22 protein-coding genes, 15 tRNA genes and 2 rRNA genes are annotated in these 21520 nt (G+C 39.5%); 38 read left to right on the top strand and 1 reads right to left on the bottom strand.

What is annotated here, in order from left to right; translation table 11 throughout:
• The 19 genes from M3206_RS04560 to M3206_RS04470 all read left to right on the top strand — a co-directional run.
• Window positions 1-103 (top strand): 23S ribosomal RNA (locus M3206_RS04560); the annotation flags it as partial.
• A 68-nt stretch (window positions 104-171) separates the two neighbouring features.
• Window positions 172-287 (top strand): 5S ribosomal RNA (gene rrf / locus M3206_RS04555).
• Between the two features lie 9 nt (window positions 288-296).
• Window positions 297-371 (top strand) — tRNA-Asn (locus M3206_RS04550).
• Between the two features lie 4 nt (window positions 372-375).
• Window positions 376-467 (top strand) — tRNA-Ser (locus M3206_RS04545).
• A 28-nt stretch (window positions 468-495) separates the two neighbouring features.
• Window positions 496-570 (top strand) — tRNA-Glu (locus tag M3206_RS04540).
• Between the two features lie 28 nt (window positions 571-598).
• Window positions 599-674: transfer RNA gene (locus M3206_RS04535), tRNA-Val, on the top strand.
• Between the two features lie 16 nt (window positions 675-690).
• Window positions 691-767 (top strand) — tRNA-Met (locus tag M3206_RS04530).
• Window positions 768-842: 75 nt separating this feature from the next.
• Window positions 843-918, top strand: a tRNA-Asp gene (locus tag M3206_RS04525).
• 163 nt (window positions 919-1081) lie between these two features.
• Window positions 1082-1157: transfer RNA gene (locus tag M3206_RS04520), tRNA-Phe, on the top strand.
• A gap of 8 nt (window positions 1158-1165) precedes the next feature.
• Window positions 1166-1241: transfer RNA gene (locus M3206_RS04515), tRNA-Thr, on the top strand.
• 115 nt (window positions 1242-1356) lie between these two features.
• Window positions 1357-1441, top strand: a tRNA-Tyr gene (locus tag M3206_RS04510).
• 28 nt (window positions 1442-1469) lie between these two features.
• Window positions 1470-1543 (top strand) — tRNA-Trp (locus M3206_RS04505).
• A gap of 16 nt (window positions 1544-1559) precedes the next feature.
• Window positions 1560-1635, top strand: a tRNA-His gene (locus M3206_RS04500).
• Between the two features lie 10 nt (window positions 1636-1645).
• Window positions 1646-1720 (top strand) — tRNA-Gln (locus M3206_RS04495).
• Window positions 1721-1747: 27 nt separating this feature from the next.
• Window positions 1748-1822: transfer RNA gene (locus tag M3206_RS04490), tRNA-Gly, on the top strand.
• 13 nt (window positions 1823-1835) lie between these two features.
• Window positions 1836-1910, top strand: a tRNA-Cys gene (locus M3206_RS04485).
• 29 nt (window positions 1911-1939) lie between these two features.
• A tRNA-Leu gene (locus M3206_RS04480) sits at window positions 1940-2024 on the top strand.
• A gap of 127 nt (window positions 2025-2151) precedes the next feature.
• Complete coding sequence (locus M3206_RS04475) at window positions 2152-2367, top strand: hypothetical protein (RefSeq protein WP_251311299.1); 216 nt, start codon at window positions 2152-2154, stop codon at window positions 2365-2367.
• A gap of 114 nt (window positions 2368-2481) precedes the next feature.
• A complete protein-coding gene (locus tag M3206_RS04470) occupies window positions 2482-3168 on the top strand; it encodes a coiled-coil domain-containing protein (protein WP_251311298.1) in 687 nt (228 codons plus the stop codon).
• Between the two features lie 146 nt (window positions 3169-3314).
• On the opposite strand, the gene M3206_RS04465 is transcribed toward M3206_RS04470, so the two are convergent.
• Window positions 3315-3968: a B3/B4 domain-containing protein gene (locus M3206_RS04465; RefSeq protein ID WP_251311297.1), complete on the bottom strand. Its 654-nt coding sequence runs from the start codon at window positions 3966-3968 to the stop codon at window positions 3315-3317.
• Window positions 3969-4046: 78 nt separating this feature from the next.
• On the opposite strand from M3206_RS04465, the gene queG reads away from it, so the two are divergent.
• From queG to M3206_RS04370, 19 genes are all read left to right on the top strand, one after another.
• A complete protein-coding gene (queG, locus tag M3206_RS04460; protein WP_251311296.1) occupies window positions 4047-5192 on the top strand; it encodes a tRNA epoxyqueuosine(34) reductase QueG in 1146 nt (381 codons plus the stop codon).
• A 59-nt stretch (window positions 5193-5251) separates the two neighbouring features.
• Window positions 5252-5791 carry a methylated-DNA--[protein]-cysteine S-methyltransferase gene (locus M3206_RS04455; RefSeq protein WP_251311295.1) on the top strand — a complete coding sequence of 180 codons (540 nt, stop codon included), beginning with the start codon at window positions 5252-5254 and terminating at the stop codon, window positions 5789-5791.
• 67 nt (window positions 5792-5858) lie between these two features.
• Window positions 5859-6743, top strand: a complete 885-nt coding sequence (locus M3206_RS04450) for an amidase domain-containing protein (protein ID WP_251311294.1) — start codon at window positions 5859-5861, stop codon at window positions 6741-6743.
• An 84-nt stretch (window positions 6744-6827) separates the two neighbouring features.
• On the top strand, window positions 6828-7301 hold the full coding sequence (gene trmL / locus M3206_RS04445) for a tRNA (uridine(34)/cytosine(34)/5-carboxymethylaminomethyluridine(34)-2'-O)-methyltransferase TrmL (RefSeq protein WP_251311293.1): 474 nt from the start codon (window positions 6828-6830) through the stop codon (window positions 7299-7301).
• Between the two features lie 895 nt (window positions 7302-8196).
• Window positions 8197-10092 (top strand): PrkA family serine protein kinase, encoded by a 1896-nt coding sequence (locus tag M3206_RS04440; protein WP_251311292.1) that lies wholly within the window; start codon window positions 8197-8199, stop codon window positions 10090-10092.
• A gap of 191 nt (window positions 10093-10283) precedes the next feature.
• On the top strand, window positions 10284-10859 hold the full coding sequence (lepB, locus tag M3206_RS04435) for a signal peptidase I (RefSeq protein WP_251311291.1): 576 nt from the start codon (window positions 10284-10286) through the stop codon (window positions 10857-10859).
• A 32-nt stretch (window positions 10860-10891) separates the two neighbouring features.
• Window positions 10892-11068, top strand: a complete 177-nt coding sequence (locus M3206_RS04430) for a hypothetical protein (protein WP_251311290.1) — start codon at window positions 10892-10894, stop codon at window positions 11066-11068.
• Between the two features lie 194 nt (window positions 11069-11262).
• Entirely contained in the window at window positions 11263-12429 is a 1167-nt protein-coding gene (gene yhbH / locus M3206_RS04425) for a sporulation protein YhbH (RefSeq protein WP_251311289.1), read from the top strand.
• Window positions 12430-12549: 120 nt separating this feature from the next.
• The gene (locus M3206_RS04420) at window positions 12550-13407 is read left to right on the top strand and encodes a ComEC/Rec2 family competence protein (RefSeq protein WP_251311288.1); all 858 of its coding nucleotides are present in this window, start codon (window positions 12550-12552) and stop codon (window positions 13405-13407) included.
• Window positions 13408-13483: 76 nt separating this feature from the next.
• Complete coding sequence (locus M3206_RS04415; protein ID WP_251311287.1) at window positions 13484-14149, top strand: HAD family hydrolase; 666 nt, start codon at window positions 13484-13486, stop codon at window positions 14147-14149.
• Window positions 14149-14541: a VOC family protein gene (locus tag M3206_RS04410; RefSeq protein ID WP_251311316.1), complete on the top strand. Its 393-nt coding sequence runs from the start codon at window positions 14149-14151 to the stop codon at window positions 14539-14541. Before M3206_RS04415 ends, M3206_RS04410 begins: the two co-directional genes overlap by 1 nt.
• Window positions 14542-14568: 27 nt before the next feature.
• The gene (locus M3206_RS04405) at window positions 14569-16119 is read left to right on the top strand and encodes a bifunctional GNAT family N-acetyltransferase/carbon-nitrogen hydrolase family protein (RefSeq protein ID WP_251311286.1); all 1551 of its coding nucleotides are present in this window, start codon (window positions 14569-14571) and stop codon (window positions 16117-16119) included.
• 214 nt (window positions 16120-16333) lie between these two features.
• Window positions 16334-18082: a phospho-sugar mutase gene (locus M3206_RS04400; RefSeq protein WP_251311285.1), complete on the top strand. Its 1749-nt coding sequence runs from the start codon at window positions 16334-16336 to the stop codon at window positions 18080-18082.
• Between the two features lie 121 nt (window positions 18083-18203).
• Complete coding sequence (locus M3206_RS04395; RefSeq protein ID WP_251311284.1) at window positions 18204-18467, top strand: metal-sensitive transcriptional regulator; 264 nt, start codon at window positions 18204-18206, stop codon at window positions 18465-18467.
• Window positions 18468-18627: 160 nt separating this feature from the next.
• Window positions 18628-18930, top strand: coding sequence for a rhodanese-like domain-containing protein (locus tag M3206_RS04390; protein WP_349773992.1), 303 nt, complete (start codon window positions 18628-18630; stop codon window positions 18928-18930).
• Between the two features lie 23 nt (window positions 18931-18953).
• On the top strand, window positions 18954-19526 hold the full coding sequence (locus M3206_RS04385; protein WP_251311283.1) for a sulfurtransferase TusA family protein: 573 nt from the start codon (window positions 18954-18956) through the stop codon (window positions 19524-19526).
• Window positions 19527-19562: 36 nt separating this feature from the next.
• The gene (locus M3206_RS04380; protein WP_251311282.1) at window positions 19563-20690 is read left to right on the top strand and encodes an MBL fold metallo-hydrolase; all 1128 of its coding nucleotides are present in this window, start codon (window positions 19563-19565) and stop codon (window positions 20688-20690) included.
• Window positions 20691-20733: 43 nt separating this feature from the next.
• Window positions 20734-20961, top strand: coding sequence for a sulfurtransferase TusA family protein (locus M3206_RS04375; RefSeq protein WP_251311281.1), 228 nt, complete (start codon window positions 20734-20736; stop codon window positions 20959-20961).
• Between the two features lie 75 nt (window positions 20962-21036).
• On the top strand, window positions 21037-21519 hold the full coding sequence (locus M3206_RS04370) for a DsrE/DsrF/DrsH-like family protein (RefSeq protein ID WP_251311280.1): 483 nt from the start codon (window positions 21037-21039) through the stop codon (window positions 21517-21519).
• Window position 21520 lies beyond the last annotated feature (1 nt).

Below are 21520 nucleotides of genomic sequence, written 5' to 3'. Positions count from 1 at the left end.
AAGTGAGTAAGACCCCTTAGAGATGATGAGGTTGATAGGTCTGGTGTGGAAGCGTGGCGACACGTGGAGCTGACAGATACTAATCGGTCGAGGGCTTATCCTTACTATTGTATGAAACGTTTGGAAAACGTCGTATCTAGTTTTGAGAGAACATACTCTCTATATAATTGGTTCAGTGATGATGGCGAAGAGGTCACACCCGTTCCCATACCGAACACGGAAGTTAAGCTCTTCAGCGCCGATGGTAGTTGGGGGTCTCCCCCTGTTAGAGTAGGACGTCGCTGAGCCATACATATTCCACAGTAGCTCAGTGGTAGAGCTATCGGCTGTTAACCGATCGGTCGTAGGTTCGAGTCCTACCTGTGGAGCCATATTGGAGAGCTGTCCGAGAGGTCGAAGGAGCACGATTGGAAATCGTGTATACGGTCAACCCCGTATCAAGGGTTCGAATCCCTTGCTCTCCGCCAGATACATACTCTCTAAATTTTAAACACTGGCCCGTTGGTCAAGCGGTTAAGACACCGCCCTTTCACGGCGGTAACACGGGTTCGAATCCCGTACGGGTCACCATTTTTACATAACCAACTTTATATGATATGGAGGATTAGCTCAGCTGGGAGAGCACCTGCCTTACAAGCAGGGGGTCGGCGGTTCGAACCCGTCATCCTCCACCATTTATCTTTTTATCATCGCGGGGTGGAGCAGTCTGGTAGCTCGTCGGGCTCATAACCCGAAGGTCGCAGGTTCAAATCCTGTCCCCGCAACCAAATTTATTTCATGAACAGCGTCGAATTACTTCTCTTCATGAAATATTAGTAGTACTGTAAAGTGCAACCAATTATGGACTCGTGGTGTAGTGGTTAACATGCCTGCCTGTCACGCAGGAGATCGCCGGTTCGACCCCGGTCGGGTCCGCCATTTTAATTTTATGGTGGCTATAAAATACCAAGAATATATCTTGGCTCGATAGCTCAGTCACGAGGAATACTTCGTGAGAAAGCTGCGAGTTGTCTCGACGGATTTACTTTTTGTCTTTCTTTTAGAGGAAGAGACAGGGGAACCAACGGACAGTTAAATTCTTGGCTCGATAGCTCAGTCGGTAGAGCAGAGGACTGAAAATCCTCGTGTCGGCGGTTCGATTCCGTCTCGAGCCACCATTTTTTTTGCCGGTTTAGCTCAATTGGTAGAGCAACTGACTTGTAATCAGTAGGTTGGGGGTTCAAGTCCTCTAGCCGGCACCATGTCTACTTCTCTTAGTATAAGTAGATTCAGAAGTTATTTTATCCATATTTGGAATAAAAATCTTCTTGAAATCAGGTCATATCTGTTTTAAAATAGAACCTGTCTTCATTTTGTGGAGGGGTAGCGAAGTGGCTAAACGCGGCGGACTGTAAATCCGCTCCCTCCGGGTTCGGCGGTTCGAATCCGTCCCCCTCCACCATTTTATTTCTTATCATATTTATCCTTACAGGGGCATAGTTTAAAGGTAGAACGAAGGTCTCCAAAACCTTTGGTGTGGGTTCGATTCCTACTGCCCCTGCCATTAAATTTATATTGTGGCGGTCGTGGCGAAGTGGTTAACGCATCGGATTGTGGTTCCGACATTCGGGGGTTCGATTCCCCTCGTCCGCCCCATTTTATGTGTTGGGCTATAGCCAAGCGGTAAGGCAACGGACTTTGACTCCGTCATGCGTTGGTTCGAATCCAGCTAGCCCAGCCATTTTTAATATAATGAATCATATAATTTGCGGAAGTAGTTCAGTGGTAGAATACAACCTTGCCAAGGTTGGGGTCGCGGGTTCGAATCCCGTCTTCCGCTCCATTTTTATTTATCTGGCGGCATAGCCAAGTGGTAAGGCACGGGTCTGCAAAACCCTTATCCCCCGGTTCGAATCCGGGTGCCGCCTCCAATTCAAGTTTTACAATATAGTTTTTCCGTGCCGGTGTGGCGGAATTGGCAGACGCGCACGACTCAAAATCGTGTTCCTTCTGGAGTGTCGGTTCGACCCCGACCACCGGTACCATTACATACAACTTCCAAAGTCAGTGCTAAACAGCACTGACTTTTTTATTTTGCATTTACATTGTTTTTCGCTTGTTTTGAACCTTTTCCTTGTACCTTGAATAGGTAAGTATAAGGGGGAGGAACCTATGTATGGAACGAGACCGCAATGGGGAATGATCATAGGGTTTGTTTTGATTGCCGTTTGTATTACCTCTATTATCTTTTTGGTTTCTGATATTACCCGTTATTTAAATGTAATTGAGGTTATGATAGGGAGAATTTTTTATTCGATTAGATTGATCCTGATTTTTTTATCGATCTTAGTGATCTCCGTGTTATTACTTTTTAAAAATTATAGATGAGAAAGCATTCTTACAGTGTAAGAATGCTTTTTTGTTTCGTGAATCTTGTCATAAAGGTCTACATCCAAAATAAATTTAAGGGGTGATGCTTTTTAAAAAGGGGGTAATGGTAGGATGTTTAAAGATTTTTTTAACTTTAAAAAGCTAAAAAAAGAGTGGATCTATTTTGGGGCAACCACGATCGTTTTAATTCTGGTAAGTTGGTATTGTGCTCATGCATGGGGTTACAATAAAGCTTCCGTTTACTTAGAGGATAAAAAAGTAACGCTAGATAAAATCAGTGATGAGATAAAGAGTTTGAATAAGGACCTCGCTGCAATTGAAGAAGATATTGCTGATGCAGAAGAAAAACAGAACGAAAAACAATCAGAATTAAGTCAAATGAACGCTGAGTATGAGGAAGTTACCGGTATTATTAATCAAAAAAATGATGTTCAGAAAGAGTATGATACCCTCTTAAAGCAAGTAGAAGAGAAAAAGGAAGAGATAAAAGCTTTAGATCAGCAGATTTCAGATAAGCAAAAAGAACTCGATGTAATCACTAAAGGTATAGTTATTAAAAAGAAAGAGCCTAGAATATTGGCTGCTGGTGTGTTTATAGCAGGTAACGATATTCCGCCAGGGAGATACAAAGTAGAACCGAATAGAGGGTCAGGAAATTATTTTGTGAACAGCGGAGCAAAAGTAAATATCATCTTAGGTAAGGGTGATGATTTTTATTTACCTGAATATGTGTTTGAACTGGATGAAGGGGATGAAATTGAAGCAACTTTGTCAGTGAAATACACACTTGTAGAGTAAATAAATGAATTTATAAAAAGTACTAGTCATAAATCAAATACATGCTGCTTATATATAGAACAAGTTAGTTGTAGGTTTTAATGCAGGGCTTCGTTGACTCAATGAAGCCCTGCATTTTTTTGATGGGTCTCTAACTAAACAATTGTTTAAATCATTTGAGTTTCAGCCGTTCCACCATTCACTTGTGTAAACATTTTTGCCATTGACTCCAACATCTCCAGTGCTTCACTTGCTTCCATCGAAGGTTGTAAATAAACGATATGTAGAGCATTCGTTACGGACTCATCGACCATCGTCCGCTTAGAATCGACGATAGGGCTCCCAAACGCTCCAAGAGAGTCTGCAGACAGCAACTTTTCTTCCATATTCATCTCACGGCCGTTCAACGCTTCATATGCGTCTTCAGACTTTCCGATTCTTATCTCTACATCCCCTTCCACTTTATCAAGATTATAAAGCCCAATTGGAATTCCAAATCGAATAGAGAAGAAATTATTAACGTCTACTCCTGAATTGATCGGAGGAAGTTCTTTGCCGCTCAAAACACGGCGTAGAAGTGCTTCAGATGCCGGACGATATCGGGAAGGGTCAGTCCCGAGTTTTTTAAATACAGAACGATATTCGGATACACCCGGATAATCAGCAGGCGTTTTTTCTTCAAGTTTTAAGGCTTCTAGAAAAAGCTGGAATCTGCCTTTTATCATTTGCGGAGACTCGCTAATCGCGATATCATGGTATGTAATTGTGCCTATTTTAAAATTAGGGATAAGTTCCTTTATTTTTGGAGAAATCGTTATCATACTGAACCCCTTTTCTTCTAAATATATAACTGTATTTTACCATAAGAATTGAAAATAAATGTGAAAGGAGGGATATGCATGACAGGTGCCCAGTTGAAAGAGGAGATTGTTGCATATAGTAAAGAAATCGGAATAGATAAAATTGGCTTCGCTAATGCTGATGTTTTTGTTGAATTAAAAGAAAGGCTTCGTATTCAGCAAGACCTTCAATACCAATCAGGATTTGAAGAAAAGGACATTGACAAACGAACAGAGCCAGAACGTCTTCTAACAGGAGCGTCCAGTATCATTTCGATTGCTCTTGCATATCCCTCTAGGATGAAAAATGCTCCCAGAAGTGTAAAAGGGGAGCGTAGAGGTATTTTCTGCAGAGCTTCATGGGGTAAAGATTATCACCATATATTAAGAGAAAAGCTTGCACTGCTTGAGGCCTTTATTATAGAGAGAGTTCCAGAAGTTAAAATAAAATCCATGGTTGATACAGGTGAACTGTCCGACCGCGCTGTAGCTGAACGAGCCGGAATTGGCTGGAGTGCCAAAAACTGTGCGATCATGTCTCCTGAATTTGGCTCCTACATGTATCTTGGCGAAATGATTACAAATATTGCATTTCCACCAGATACGCCAATGGAAGACCAGTGTGGTTCATGCAATAAATGTGTGGAGGCGTGTCCAACAGGCGCACTTGTGCAAGGAGGACAGCTTGATTCATCAAAATGTATCGCGTTTTTAACTCAGACAAAAGATTTCTTGCCAGATCATTATAGAGAAAAGCTAGGAAACCGTTTATATGGATGTGATACATGTCAGACAGTATGCCCTGAAAACCGAGGGAAAGATTTTCATCACCATGAGGTAATGGAGCCAGATCCTGAAATTGCAAAACCTCTTTTACAGCCTTTGTTGTTGATGAGCAATAGAGAGTTTAAAGAGAAGTTCGGGCATGTATCCGGAAGCTGGAGAGGAAAGAAACCCATTCAGAGAAATGCGATTATCGCACTAGCTCATTTTAAAGAAGAAAATGCAATACCTGACTTAGTCAACCTATTAAAGAATGATCCAAGACCTGTTATTAGAGGGACTGCTGCTTGGGCGATTGGTAAAATAGGCGGAGATCAAGCCGAAATAGAACTTTCCTTAGCAAAAGAGCGCGAAAAAGACGATTTAGTGGCGTTAGAGATAGATAAAGGACTTAAAATGCTTCGAAATCAAGAAATTTCGTAATCGCATATCTTTAAAGTGTCCGATATAGTAAGGTCAAGTAATGAAAAGAAGGGATAATTATGTGTCAGATTAAAACGTTACTCTATTACGAAGAAATGGAAAGCGTAATCGGACCGTTAACGATCATTGCAACGGAGAACGGAATCTGCCGTCTCGATTTTGGTTCAATGGAGGATAACCTTCCATCTTTACGTTCTTGGATGGCTAAGCATTTTATTAAGGGAGAACTCATTCATTCTCCTGAATATCTAGCTGATGCTGTTCAGCAATTAAAAGATTATTTTGCAGGCAGCCTGCATGAGTTTAACATCCGCTTTGATTTGTTTGGTACGGCATTTCAGAAAAAGGTGTGGAACCAGTTGACGACCATTCCTTATGGACTAACGTGTTCCTATAAGGAAGTCGCTCAAGGAATCGGTGCACCTAAGGCAGTCCGTGCTGTAGGCAGTGCGAATAACCAGAATCCAGTACCTGTTTTTATTCCGTGTCACCGCGTAATCGGCAGTAATGGTGCACTTGTAGGATACGGCGGAGGATTGGATAAAAAAGAAGTATTATTATCGATTGAACAGAATAGCTACAAGAAGAAAACATCATAGAGCCCTTAAAGGGTTCTTTTTTTTTACTTACCTCTCATATGTTAAAAGAAGCAGGGAGGTATGTCTGATGTGGATGGAGACGTTAAAACGATATATTCAAAATCAGTCCCAATGGATGATCCATGCCGATGCAGACGGTAGGGGCTTCTTTTTAAAAAATGAACAAGAAAGCTTTATACGAAAAAAACAAATGTATACCGATAGAAATGCATTTATCGTAAACAACCAGGCGAATGGAAGTGTATTACGGACGACTGAAACAGAAGACAAAATTCATGTGGACTATCTTGTTCATTACAGCTTTCTCATTAAACATGGATTTGATTTTTATGTGGAAGAAATGTCTCAAGAAAGACGTGCGGTGTTTTTCAAAGATGGAGAAATGAAAAGTGATGAGCCTATTAATGTTGAAGGCAGTTATCGGGAACTGCCGAAGATCGAACGTGAAAATGAATCCATTGCTCCAACAAAAGGCGGGTATGACAGGCTGGCGGCCGTCCGGTACGCGGAACGCTGGTGGAACACGTATAATCCTGCTTACAAATCTTTTGAGAACGATTGCACCAACTATATCTCACAAAGTATTCATGCTGGCGGAATACCAATGACACCGCACTCGATAAAGTCAAAGGGCTGGTGGATGAGAAACAATTCCTGGAGCTACAGCTGGGCGGTAGCAAACGCGCTGAGATGGTACTTAAGCGGTTCGAAATCAAGTCTGCAGGCCCAAGAGAAATCAGCAGCCCACCTTTTGCTGCCTGGCGATGTAATCTGTTATGACTTTGACGGAGACGGGCATTATCAGCATACAACGATCGTTGTCGCAAAAGACCCATCGGGAGAGCCGCTTGTAAATGCTCATACCACCAATAGCCGGATGCGTTATTGGGGTTATGAGGATTCTACGGCTTATACGAAGAGAATTCAATATAAGTTTTTTCATATTCTTTAAGTCGAAGCTCGCCATCTAGAGTGATATTCCTAAAAAAGTGCTATAATAAGTACTTGTTGGAATAATGTTTTTGAGGTGAGCTTTTTGGCTATTCATGTTGTTTTATTTGAACCACTGATTCCTGCGAATACAGGAAATATCGCACGAACTTGTGCGGGTACTAGTACCCATTTGCATCTCATCCATCCATTGGGGTTTTCGTTGGAAGATAAATATTTAAAGCGTGCCGGTCTCGATTATTGGGAGCACGTTAAAATCCATCACCATGACTCATTGGATGCTTTTTATAAGGAATATTCCGATGGCGAGTTTTATTATATAACAAAATTCGGGGAACAGACCTATTCTGATTTCGATTATTCAGATGCTGAGAAGGACGTCTTCTTTGTTTTTGGAAAAGAAACGAAGGGATTGCCGAGGGAAGTTATCGATGCTAACATGGATCGATGTTTGCGCATTCCGATGAACGAACATATTCGTTCATTGAACCTATCGAACACAGCTGCGATCCTAATTTATGAGGCACTACGCCAGCAAGATTTTAGAGATTTAAAATAGATGATTGAAGCTTGTTGAGAGCGGGCTAATAAAGTAAATCAGGGAAAGTAAAAAAACGTCCTTATCAGAAAGGGACGTTTTTGCTTCCATATGTATTATGGATTAGTTTTTTCCAGGACGGTCGTTATAGCCTGCTGTAAAGATTGCAGTCAGGAAGGCGAGCATCACGAGTAGGATGAGGATAAAATCCATCTGAACTCCTCCTTTGAAAGTAGTATTATTCTTTCCAATCTCTCCCCCCATTATAAATGAAAACGGTTTTCATGTGAATGTATTTCTGCGAAAGTTTACAAATTGAGGGGGATCAGAGTTTTTATTGAACACCGATTACATAATCGTCTAGTCTCAGTGATTGTTTATGTCGGAAGATGTCGACTCGTGGTTATTTCTCATTTAACGTGGGATTTTTCGAATTAAGCAAGGAATAATCTTGTTTTACGTGGGATTATTCAAATTAAGTAAGGAATTATTTTACTTTTGTGAAGTTTGATTCATATCTTATCAAGTAAAACCCTGTTGCTTTAACTAGCAGCAGGGTTTTTTGTTTGTTATATGAGATTCTTACTTCTATATTTTCTTCTTCATAATGATTCTATTTTCATTTACTTCATAACCATTTTTTCTATAAAATGCTTTTTGCAAGGCCACCGGAAGCAGTTAACAAGTAAAGATTTTTTGAATTTTTTGATGAAATGGGTAGCAATTCTATTATGGATCACTTCCTTTCTCTTTTTTAATGTTCAATCTAATTTTGGTAAACATTTCACAATAAAACAAGTTTATAAGAATTACACTTTTTTCAAATAAAAATCACTATTCAAACAGAATGATTACGGACATCCTTGCATAGAGTAGATTAACACTTGATGGAGCCAAAACAATCAAGGAGGTACTCATGGATATTTTATCAAAAATCCAACATCATCGAGAAGAAGAACAGCGTCTAGCCTGGGAAGGTACCTTCGCTGAATACCTTGATATTTTACGTGATCGGCCATTTGTAGCCCAGTCCGCGCATTCAAGAGTATACAACATGATTAAAGATGCTGGAATTTCAGAAAAAAATGGTCAAAAGATTTATCATTTTTTCAGCGATCAGATTTTCGGACTAGAAGAATCGATTGAAAGACTTGTTGAAGAGTATTTTCACCCAGCCGCTAAACGCCTTGATGTCCGTAAACGTATATTGTTGTTGATGGGTCCTGTATCGGGTGGTAAATCCACTCTTGTAACGATGTTAAAAAGAGGTTTGGAAAAGTACACAAAAACACCAGAAGGAGCCGTGTATGCAATAAAAGGCTGTCCAATGCATGAAGATCCGCTGCATCTGATTCCGCAGCATCTTAGAAAAGACTTTTATGAAGAGTATGGCATTCGTATTGAAGGAAGCTTATCTCCATTAAATACAATGAGGCTAGAACACGAGTATGACAACAGAATTGAAGATGTGATGGTTGAAAGAATATTCTTCTCAGAAGATAAACGTACAGGTATCGGAACGTTCAGTCCATCTGATCCAAAATCACAGGATATTGCAGATTTAACAGGAAGTATTGACTTCTCAACCATTGCGGAATATGGTTCAGAATCAGATCCGCGGGCATATCGGTTTGATGGAGAACTGAACAAAGCGAACCGAGGGATGATGGAGTTCCAGGAGATGCTGAAATGTGATGAAAAGTTCTTATGGCATCTTCTTTCTCTTACACAAGAGGGTAACTTTAAAGCTGGCAGATTCGCATTAATTTCAGCAGATGAATTAATTGTGGCTCACACGAACGAATCTGAGTACCGATCATTTATTTCGAATAAAAAGAACGAAGCGTTGCATTCTCGTATCATTGTTATGGGTGTCCCTTATAATCTAAAAGTTTCAGAGGAAGAGAAAATATATGCAAAAATGATCAGTGAGAGTGATATGTCACATGTTCATATTGCCCCTCACGCATTGAGGGTAGCCGCGACTTTCTCAGTACTGACCCGATTAAAAGATTCCAAGAAACAAGGGATGGATCTTCTTAAAAAGATGAGACTGTATGATGGTGAGGTTGTTGAAGGCTTTAATCATGTGGATCTCGAAGAACTAAAGAAAGAGTTTCCGGATGAAGGAATGTCTGGCATCGATCCGCGTTATGTGATTAACCGAATTTCTTCTGCCATTATTCGTAAAGATACACCTTCGATCAATGCTTTAGATGTATTACGTTCACTAAAAGATGGACTCGATCATCATGCTTCCATCTCCAAGGAAGACAAAGAGCGGTATATCAACTTTATCTCAGCTGCACGTAAAGAATACGATGATATTGCGAAAAAAGAAGTTCAAAAAGCATTCGTGTATTCGTATGAAGAATCAGCTAAAACCCTAATGGATAACTATTTAGATAATGTTGAAGCCTATTGCAATAAGAATAAGCTTCGTGACCCCCTCACTGGGGAAGAGATGAGTCCTGATGAAAAGCTGATGAGATCGATCGAAGAACAGATTGGAATCTCTGAAAATGCGAAGAAAGCATTCCGTGAAGAAATATTGATTCGGATCTCCGCGTATGCGAGAAAAGGGAAAAAGTTTGATTATAATTCACATGAACGATTGAGAGAAGCCATCCAGAAGAAACTATTTGCAGATCTAAAAGATGTGGTCAAGATTACAACCTCGTCAAAGACACCTGACGAATCCCAATTGAAAAAGATTAATGAAGTAATCGCTCGTCTTGTCGATGAGCATGGCTATAATACAACTAGTGCCAACGAACTATTGCGCTATGTTGGAAGCCTGCTGAATCGATAAAAAGCAGAACACACCCTAAGACACCAATAAGGTCTTTTAGGGTGTGTTTTTTTAGACTAAAATAGGGAAAACTAAAGTGGTTTAAAAGGAATATTATACATTCATTTTTATTTTAAAAATAATGAACTTGTCTTTACTAACTTAAAAATGGTAAATTGATACTAATAAGCTAACTAAAGGAAGTGAGCTGTATGAGCTCGGCTCGAAAAGAAAAGAATGGACTCCTAGATTGGATTAAAGCCATTGGAATTGCACTTATTCTCGCTATTATTATAAAAAAGTTTTTGATTGAGCAGTATGTCGTTTATGGAGAGTCGATGATGCCTACAATCCAAAATGGTAATCGCCTTATCGTAAACAAGATCGGCTATGAGATCGGAAGCCCAGAGCGATTCGATCTTATCGTCTTTAAAGCTAATCCGAAAGAAGATTATATTAAACGAGTGATCGGCTTGCCAGGTGACCATATCGCATATAAGGATGACAAACTTTATATCAACAATAAGCCAGTGGATGAGCCTTATCTTAAAGAATTTAAAAGATTTGCCGGCAACCGTACACTAACTGGAAATTTTACTCTTGAAGAAATCACAGGCTACGATACCGTTCCAAAAGGAAAGATATTTGTCCTTGGTGATAACAGGCTTCATAGTATAGACAGTCGGCATATTGGTTTCATTGAAATGAAGGATATTATAGGAGAAGCCAATATTCGGTATTGGCCAGTAAATGAAATGAGAGTTTTTAATGGTTTTAAAAAGGAATAAATGGGGAAAATTTCAGTAAGAGGTGAATCCCTATGACAAAATCAGTTAAAGAAGTACCTAAAAGAAAAAACAGTTCAATGGCATCAAATTTTAATGAAATGAAAGAACACGGAAAAGTGATGGAACATGTTTCATCTAACGAAGAAGTCCGTAAAAGCGGCAAGACACCTGATCCCCTACAACATGAAAAAAAGGAATATGAAAAATAATGAACGAGCTCTCTTTTCGATTTTGGAAAAGGGGGCTTTTTTATCGCGAAAGTTTAGCAATTCTAGTGAGTACTTGCATAAGATAGAGTAACCAACCCTTTTTTCTAACAAAAAGTGATTAAAAGGAAACAGGATATGCCCCGGGTTGATCAAGAAAAGCAGCATTGATTCTTGCTGCTCTGGAGGGGAAAACGATGAAAGAACAGAATAAGAACAATTTTGTTGTGTCCCAGGAAAATTGGTCCCTCCACCGAAAAGGATATCAAGATCATCAAAGGCATATGGAAAAAGTGCAGGAAGCCATTAAAAACAACTTGCCGGATTTGATAAGCGAAGAAAATATCATTTTATCCAATGGGCGTGATGTGATTAAAATTCCAATCCGTTCCATGGATGAATACAAAATCCGATACAACTACGACAAAAACAAGCACGTAGGCCAAGGTGACGGAGATAGCCAGGTGGGGGACGTAGTAGCCAGAGATGGACGTGCCGGACAGAACGGTGCAGGAAAAGGGAAAGGTCCAGCTGGTGATAAACCAGGTGTGGATTATGCAGAAGCAGAAGTTTCTATTTTGGAACTCGAAGAAATGCTTTTTAAAGAGCTGGAACTGCCAAATCTCAAACAAAAAGAACAAGACCAGATCGTTTTAGAAAAAATTGAGTTTAATGACGTACGCAAAAAAGGCCTCATGGGTAATGTTGATAAAAAACGAACCATACTAACGGCATTCAAACGAAATGCACTAGTAGGAAAACCAAGTGTCGCTCCTATCCATAATGATGATTTACGATTTAAAACATGGAACGAAGTCGTAAAGCCAGAATCAAAAGCCGTAGTTCTTGCTATGATGGATACATCAGGTTCGATGGGCATATGGGAAAAGTACATGGCGAGAAGTTTCTTTTTCTGGATGACGCGCTTTTTGCGGTCTAAATATGAAAAAGTAGAAATCGAATTTATTGCACACCATACAGAAGCGAAAGTAGTGTCGGAAGAAGACTTTTTTAACAAGGGAGAGAGCGGTGGAACGATTTGTTCATCGGCTTACCGAAAAGCGCTGGAACTTATTGAGACGAAGTACTCTTCTAGCCGCTATAATATCTACCCGTTCCATTTTTCCGATGGTGACAATCTCACAAGTGACAATGCAAGATGTGTAAAGCTGGTACAGCAGATTATGGAACACTCCAATATGTTTGGATACGGAGAAGTGAATGCTTATAACCGCCATTCCACGTTAATGAGTGTATATAAAAATATGGATAATCCGAAATTCAGCCATTATATTTTAAAAGAAAAAGCAGATGTTTATCATGCCATGAAGAGTTTCTTCAAAAAAAGCGAAGTCACCACATAATGCAGCCGCCCGCCATCCATGTATTGGATAGCGGGTTTTGTTGTTGAAACACATTTAATTACATATAACTAATGGTAAGTTTTTTTGACGTGACCAATTTGACCGAAAGGGGTGTGAAGTTTGAACAAATTTAACAAATCAGCGGCTTCAGTTCTCTGCTTCATCCTCGTATGGATGTTTATACCAGGAAAGCCTGTACATGCCGACTGGTTTGATCCATTGAAAATACATTTCTTAGATGTTGGGCAAGCGGACTGTATATTAGTAGAAGCACCCAACGGACAAACGATGCTGATCGACGGTGGCGATGAACATGATGCAGAAGAAATTATTACTTATTTGAAACGAGAAGGCATCACCCGTTTAGATATTGTCGTAGCCAGTCACCCGCACCATGACCATATCGGTTCATTAGATGATGTGATCCGTGAATTTCCTGTCAGTGTATTGTACATGCCGAACCTGCCATATGATACAAAATACTATCATGATCTTTTCCGTGTGATTAATGAGAAGCAAATTCCAGTAGACCGTGCAAAGGCTGGCGTTCATTTTAAAATGGGATTTTCGGTAAAGGTAGAAATGCTTGCACCCAGAGGATCTTACTATAAACATATCAATGATTATTCAGCCGTTATAAAGATCCAGCACGGTAAGAAGAACTTTTTGCTGATGGCTGATGCAGGTGCAGAAGAAGAAAAAGAAATTATGAGCCGCGGTGGCATAAAGGCGGATGTTATCAAGATCGGTCATCACGGTGCCAACACTGGAACCTCCATGGAGTTCTTAAAAAAGGTAAAAGCCAAAACAGCTGTTATCTCTGTCGGTAAACACAATCCCTATCAATTTCCCTCTAAAGAAGTCCTATATAGGTTGAACAACAGAAAGATGACTGTGTATAGAACAGATCAACTAGGAGCGATTATCGCAACAAGCAACGGAAAGAAAATTATGTTCCGAACGAATGCGCTTCATTAACCGACTAATTCTGTTTTCTTGCGTCTTTCTAAAAAGTTTAAGAAAATAAATAAAAAAGCGGTTAGGATGGTTAGCAATGATTAAAGCACTAGTCTTTGATTTTGACGGCACCATTTTAGATACGGAGACACAACATTACTATGCCTTTCAAGAGATGTTTAACGAACACGGAAGTGAGTTGCCTTTAGAAGTGTGGGGTCAATATATCGGAACTCATTCGAAATTCAACCCTTATGAATACTTAGAAAAACAAATCAATAAAAAGCTAAATCATGATGAGTTAAGGACTAAGAAAACAGAACGTGCATTAGCCTTAATTAAAGAACAAAAACCGCTCCCTGGTATAGAAAACTACTTAAGAGCTGCAAAAGAGTTAGGTTTAAAAATAGGGCTGGCATCGAGCTCTTCTCGTAAATGGGTAATCGAGCATTTAGAAAGAATTGGTCTCGCTCATTATTTCGAGGTAATCAAAACAGCGGATGATGTAGAAATGGTTAAACCAGATCCTAGTCTGTACACGAAAACAATTAAAGAACTAGGTGTTAAACCAGAAGAAGCAATTGCGTTTGAAGACTCAGTGAACGGTTCGATCGCTGCCAAAAAAGCAGGACTCTATTGTGTTGTCATTCCGAACCCTGTTACAAAGCATATGCAGTTTGACGAAGTTGATCATCAAATGGAGTCGATCGCAGAGCTTGAACTTGAGGCACTTATTCAGCTTACTGAACAACGAACATCATGATTAATGTTCAAGGAATTAATCATATTACAATAAAAGTTTCAGATTTAAAAAAAGCCACGCATTTTTATCAAGAAATATTAGGTGCAAAAATCGTGCATAAAGGGAATACAGATGTATACTTAGACATTAGTGGAGTATGGATATGCCTAATGGAAATCCAAAAGGCAAAACCTAAACAAAAGAATCAAATCGGTGTAGACCATTTTGCTTTTTCGATTGTTAAAGAAGACTTTAACAAAGCAACTGAGTACCTTAAGGAAAAGCAAGTAACCATAACGAGGGGACCAATTGAGCGAGGCGGCGGTTGGACGATTAACTTTCTAGATCGTGACGGGAATGAACTGGAATTATATACGGGTTCTCTTTATGAGCGAATGAAGAATTGGAAATAAGTAAAGCAGGTTAGAGGAGTGGAATAGATGAGCGAGATTGATGTTTCAAAATTTGAGAAAAAGATAGAGCTTAGAAATATAGAATTTGAAGATATTGATGAGATCTTAGAACTTCAAAAAATATGCTTCCCTGAAAACATGGAACCTTGGAAGCGGGATCAGCTGGAGAGTCACCTCCGAATATTTCCTGAAGGTCAATTTTGTGTAACGTATGAAGGGAAAATTGTTGGAAGCTGTTCAAGCCTTATGGTGAACTTCGATGAATATGATGATAAGCATACATGGGACGATATCACAGATAACGGATATATCACCAACCATGATCCTGAAGGATTCAATTTGTATGGAATTGAAGTGATGGTCCATCCAGAATACCGCCGAATGAAAATTGGAGCTAGACTTTATGAAGCACGTAAAGAGCTAGCTGAACAAAAAAATCTAAAAAGTATAATTCTTGGAGGGAGGATTCCGAACTATCATAAATATTCAAAGGAAATGACTCCGAGGGAATATGTTCGTGAAGTCATCCAGCATAATATTTATGATCCTGTTCTAACCTTCCAGCTGATGAATGGTTTTACCATCATGCGTTTGAATAAAAGCTATCTGCCAGATGATAAGCAATCAAAAGCTTATGCCACCTTAATGGAATGGAACAATGTGGATTACATTCCGAATAAAACGAAAAAATATTTTAAAACAAGTGAACCCGTCCGAATCACAACGATCCAATACGCCATGAAATCTATCGATTCATTCGAAGATTTTGCGACTCAAGTGGAGTATTATACGGATGTTGCTTCTGATCAAGGTTCAGATTTTGCCGTTTTCCCTGAATTGCTTACAACACAGCTTTTATCGTTCTGTGAAGAAAAGAGCCCGAGCTTGGCGATCCGTAAATTAACCGAATTCACCGAGCAGTATATCGAATTGTTCACGAATCTTGCTGTTAGATATAACGTGAACATCATCGGCGGCTCGCATTTCGTTGAAGAAGATGGCGATATATACAATGTAGCGTATCTGTTTAGAAGAGACGGTACAATCGATAAGCAATATAAACTTCACATCACACCGAATGAGCGTAAATGGTGGGGAATCTCTGCTGGAGATAAAGTACAAGTATTTGATACAGATTGCGGTAAGATTGCCATCCTGATTTGTTACGATATTGAGTTCCCAGAACTATCACGTATCGTTACCGATCAAGGCGCTAAAATTATTTTCACTCCGTTTTGTACAGAAGACCGGCAAGGATACCTGCGAGTTCGTTACTGTTCTCAAGCTCGTGCGATTGAAAATGAAATTTATACAGCGATTGCGGGTACCGTAGGAAACCTGTCTCAGGTAGAAAATATGGACATTCAATATGCCCAGTCTGGTATCTTCACACCTTCTGACTTTTCTTTCCCAAGAGACGGTATAGTCGGAGAATGCCATCCGAATATAGAAACGGTAGTAGTAGGTGACGTCGATCTTGAAATTCTAAGAAGGCAGCGTAAAACAGGAAGTGTTACGCTTCTAAGAGATAGAAGACTTGATTTGTACAGTGTGGTTCAAAAAGATAAGAATAAATAAGTAATGCGGCAGGCTATATAGCTTGCCGCATTTTTTCTATTTCTCGGGAAATAGAACGAATCGTGTCGGAAATATAGAAGGGTTTTATTTTTTATGCTGAAAACGGTATAATAAAGGCCGTATTTAGTAGATAAAGCAGGAAATAATCGATGGAAATCGAAATTAAAGAAAACCTATTATTTAATCAGCTTCAAAAGAAAAAGGAGGCAGTACAATGTCCTGGGAGAAAACCTATGAGAGATGGATTCAGCATGAAGCACTTGAGCATTCTTTAAAAACTGCACTAGAAGGAATTAAAGATAACAGGACAGCACTTGAAGACTGTTTCTATAAGAACTTAGAATTTGGGACAGGTGGAATGCGCGGGGAGATTGGTCCTGGTACGAACCGAATGAACACTTATACGGTTCGTAAAGCATCGCTCGGATTAGCGAATTATATAATCGAGCAAGGTGAAAAGGCACAAAAACGCGGCGTCGTAATCGCTTATGATTCAAGACATCAATCACCTGAATTTGCGATGGAAGCTGCAAAGACCTTAGCATCAAACGGTGTACAGGCCTACGTTTTTGAAAGCTTAAGACCTACTCCTGAACTTTCTTTTGCTGTTCGATATTTAAAAGCATATAGCGGGATTGTTATCACTGCGAGTCACAATCCTCCAGAATATAATGGGTATAAAGTGTACGGACCTGATGGAGGACAGCTACCGCCTAAAGAAGCGGATGAAGTCATCCAAAAAGTAAATGCAGTCGAGGATGAGCTTTTAATCGAGGTTAAGACTGAAGATGAATTAAGAAGTTCCGGTTTGATTGAAGTCATTGGTGATGAGATCGATCAAGCTTATATGAAGCAGTTGACGAAGATCAGTTTAAACCGTGATGTTATTCAAGAGATGCATGACTTAAGCATTGTATTTACTCCGCTTCATGGAACTGCGAATGTACCTGTAAGAGAAGGACTCAAACAGCTTGGGTTTACGAATGTAACAGTTGTCAGTGAGCAAGAGCAACCAGATCCAAATTTCTCTACAGTCAAATCGCCGAACCCTGAAGAACATGCTGCATTTGAACTAGCTATTCAGTATGGTAAAGAAAACGATGCTGAAATCCTCATGGCGACTGATCCAGATGCAGACAGAGTAGGGATTGCAGTGAAAAATAATGATGGGGAATATGAGATCTTAACGGGTAACCAAACAGGAGCTCTCATGCTGGAATACATTCTTTCTCAGCGTGAAGAAAAAGGCAGCCTTTGCTCAAAGGGTATCGTTTTTAAGACCATCGTAACCTCAGAATTGGGCCGTATTATAGCTGAAGCTTACAGGATAACGTGTGAAGATACATTAACAGGATTTAAATTTATCGGTGAGAAGATTAAGCAATATGAGAAGAGCGGAGAACATTCTTTCCTTTTTGGTTACGAAGAGAGCTATGGTTCTTTAATTGGTGACTTTGTACGAGATAAAGATGCCGTACAAACATGCTTAATGGGTGCAGAAATGGCTGCATACTATAAGAAGCAAGGGAAGACGCTTTATGATGCCCTGACTGATGTTTATGAAAAGTACGGTTATTACAAGGAAGGACTTGAATCCTTAACGCTTAAAGGAAAATCTGGTGCTGAGCAGATCGTGAACCTGCTTTCTGGATTCAGAGCCGATATGCCGCTTGAAATAAATGGCCAAAAGCTGGCTGTTACGGAAGATTATCAAGCAAGTATCCGATATACGATAGAAGCTGATACGAGTGAAGATATTCATCTTCCGAAATCAAATGTACTTAAATATAAATTATCTGATGGTTCATGGTTCTGTGTGAGACCCTCAGGGACTGAGCCGAAAATTAAGTTCTATTTCGGCGTACATGCTGCATCAAACGAGAAGGCTGTCCAAGCATTAGCTTCTTTAAAGCAAGCAGTCATGGATTTGGTTCATGAAAGAATGCAAAAGGTAGCACAATAATAAGAAGGGTTGGCTGTAGGTGATACCTATAGCCAATTTCATTATATTTGAGACAAACGTTTGACATTAATAGCAGATAGGTGTAATATACCCCTATAGGTATTGTTGAGGAGGTGCTGTTATGGAATACACACAAGAAATGAAAAATCGTTTGAAAAGAATAGAAGGACAAATTCGTGGTGTCTTGCGTATGTTAGAAGAAGAGCAAGATTGTAAAGACGTTATAACACAGCTATCCGCTTCACGAACAGCTATAGATCGTACCATTGGGTTAATTGTCGGCACGAATCTTGAACAATGTTTACGTGAACAAATGGAAAATGGGGAAAAAATGAACTCCGACCTTGTAAAGGAAGCTGTACAGCTTCTAGTAAGAAGCCGTTAAAGTCTGTCATAAGCATCGTCTGTTGACAGATTTTCTTTTATCACTTAGTATACCCCTATAGGTATTAGAGTGAAGCGAAGGTGATTTTTTTAGTTTCTTATATACCTATACGGGTATTAGTATTAAATGCTTTACCTTATATGAGAAAGGGGAATAAACCGTGTCTTTTAAAACTATTGAACCACAAGAAGTTAATCGTTTAATGAAAGACGAAAATCAGTTAAATATAATTGATGTTCGTGAAAACGATGAAGTTGCACAAGGAATGATACCGGGCGCTAAACATATCCCGCTCGGTGAAGTTCCTTACCGATTGAATGAATTCGATCCAACAAAAGAATACATCATGGTTTGCCGGTCTGGTAAACGAAGTGAAAAGGCATGCGGCGTTTTAGCTGCTAACAACTTCAAGGTTGTTAACATGACTGGTGGCATGCTTAACTGGGATGGCGAAGTGAAATAAAGAATATATGGAGGTTTGAACAAATGGGAATTAAAGTAGATCAAGTTTTAGACTGTAAAGGACTTTCTTGTCCGATGCCAATTGTACGTACGAAAAAAGCGATGGATCAGCTAGAAGCGGGTCAGGTCATTGAAGTTCAGGCAACTGATAAAGGTTCATTAGCAGATATTCAAGGGTGGGCGAGAAACACAGGAAACCAATATTTAGGTACAAAAGAAGAGGGAGACGTTCTTATGCACTACCTAAGGAAATCAAACCCCGGTGAAGTAAAAGAGGCAGTGAAATTTGAGCATACGATTCAAAACGATGAATTAGAAAAAGCCTTAGCTAAGTATAAAGATGACATGATTCTGCTTGATGTAAGAGAACCCGCAGAATACGAGTTCGAACGAATACCTGGGGCAGTATCTATTCCTTTAGGAGAACTTGAAAGCAAATTAGACACACTTGATAAGAACAAAGAAATCCATGTGATTTGCCGTACAGGCTCTAGAAGTGATATGGCTGCACAACTTTTATCTGAAAAAGGTTTTAAACGTGTCAAAAATGTATTGCCCGGAATGTCAGAATGGACTGGGCCAGTTAAAGTTTATTAAAAAATTTTAGCAAAATATATACCTAGGGAGGTATTAGTGATGGTAAAAGCATTAACAGCAAAAACAATCGCAAAGCATGTTGTGGATGGAAAACTATTTATTCTAGATGTTCGAAATGAAAGTGATTTTAAAAATTGGAAAATCGAAGGTAAAGGTATAAAGACCATCAACCGTCCGTATTTTGATCTTATTGATGGTGTTGAGGATATATTGGAACAACTGCCAAAAGAAGAAGTATTAGTGGTTTGTGCGAAAGAAGGGTCTTCTGTAATGGTAGCGGAGATGCTTGAGGAAGCAGGAATTAATGATGTTTATTACCTTGAAGGCGGTATGAAAGCTTGGAGCGAATACTTGATGCCAGTTAAGATCGGCGACTTAAAGGATGGCGGCTCTATCTATCAGTTCAACCGTATCGGTAAAGGATGCCTTTCTTACCTTGTTGAATCAAACGGCGAAGCAGCAATCATCGATTCTGCTCGTACAGTTGAAGCTTATGAAGATTTTGCTAAAGAAAACCATCTGGAAATTAAGCATATGATTGATACTCATCTTCATGCTGACCACATTTCTGGCGGACGCCGTCTTGCAGAAAAAACGAACGCAACGTACTGGCTGCCTCCGAAAGATGCTGAAGAAGTAACGTTCTCTTATGAAGCGTTAGAAGAAGGCAAAGACATTACGATCGGTCATACAAAGATCGAAATTCAACCGCTTTATACGCCAGGCCATACGATCGGAAGTACTTCTATGATCGTTGACGGACAATACTTGCTTTCTGGAGATATCTTGTTTGTTGATTCAATCGGACGTCCAGACCTTGCTGGCAAAGCTGAGGACTGGGTAAGCGATCTGCGTGATTCTTTATACAACAAATACAACAATCTATCAAAAGATCTAGTTGTCTTGCCAGCTCACTTTGGTAAAATCAGCGAGCTTGATGAAAAAGGTGCTGTTCAAGCGTCTCTAGGCGAACTGTTTGAAAAGAACGAAGGGCTAAACATTGAAAGCGATGATGAATTCCGCAGAGCAGTAACGGAAAACTTACCGCCACAGCCTAATGCTTATCAAGAGATTCGTCAGACTAACATGGGGAAAATTGATCCATCATCTGACGAACAACGCGAGATGGAAATTGGTCCAAACCGCTGTGCAATCACTGAGTAAATAAAACAAAAATAAAACTGAAAACTACTAGGAGGTTCTTCAAATGAACGTAAAACAAACTTTAGACACTAAAGGGTTATCTTGCCCAATGCCAATCGTTAAAACAAAAAAAGCTATGGATGGTCTTGCTAGCGGAGACATCTTAGAAGTACTAGCAACTGATAAAGGTGCAGTAAATGACTTATCAGCTTGGTCAAAATCATCTGGTCATGAACTTTTAGACCATAAAGAAGAAGACGGCGTATTCAAGTTCTGGATTAAAAAAGGGTAAATCAAAAAAATTTTAAACACCCCAATACCTATAGCGGTATAGATATTGGGGTGTAAAAGAGGAGGATAACAAAAAATGGAACAAACACAAGATAAATCAACTATGGTCGTATTCAGCGGTGACCTTGATAAAGCGATGGCAAGTTTTATTATCGCAACAGGTGCAGCTGCTATGGGGAAACAAGTAACGATGTTCTTTACATTCTGGGGATTAAACATCTTAAGAAAAGAAGAATACGTAAATGTGAAGAAAACATTTATGGATAAAATGTTTGCAAAAATGATGCCAAGAGGACCAGAAAAGCTTGGTATATCTAAAATGAACTATGGCGGCCTGGGCGGAAAAATGATGAAGTATACGATGAAAAAGAAAAATATCGTAACACTTAAAGAATTAATCGAAATGGCTCAAGACCTAGATGTGAAGATGGTTGCTTGTACAATGTCAATGGATGTTATGGGTATTACGAAAGAGGAACTTATTGATGGTTTAGACTATGCGGGTGTAGCCTCTTATCTTGCTGATGCAGATGAATCTAAGATCAACTTATTTATCTAAT

The sequence above is a fragment of the Fictibacillus phosphorivorans genome (assembly GCF_023715845.1).
Lineage (GTDB): Bacteria > Bacillota > Bacilli > Bacillales > Fictibacillaceae > Fictibacillus > Fictibacillus phosphorivorans_D.
This window is presented reverse-complemented; position numbering and strand designations above follow the sequence as displayed.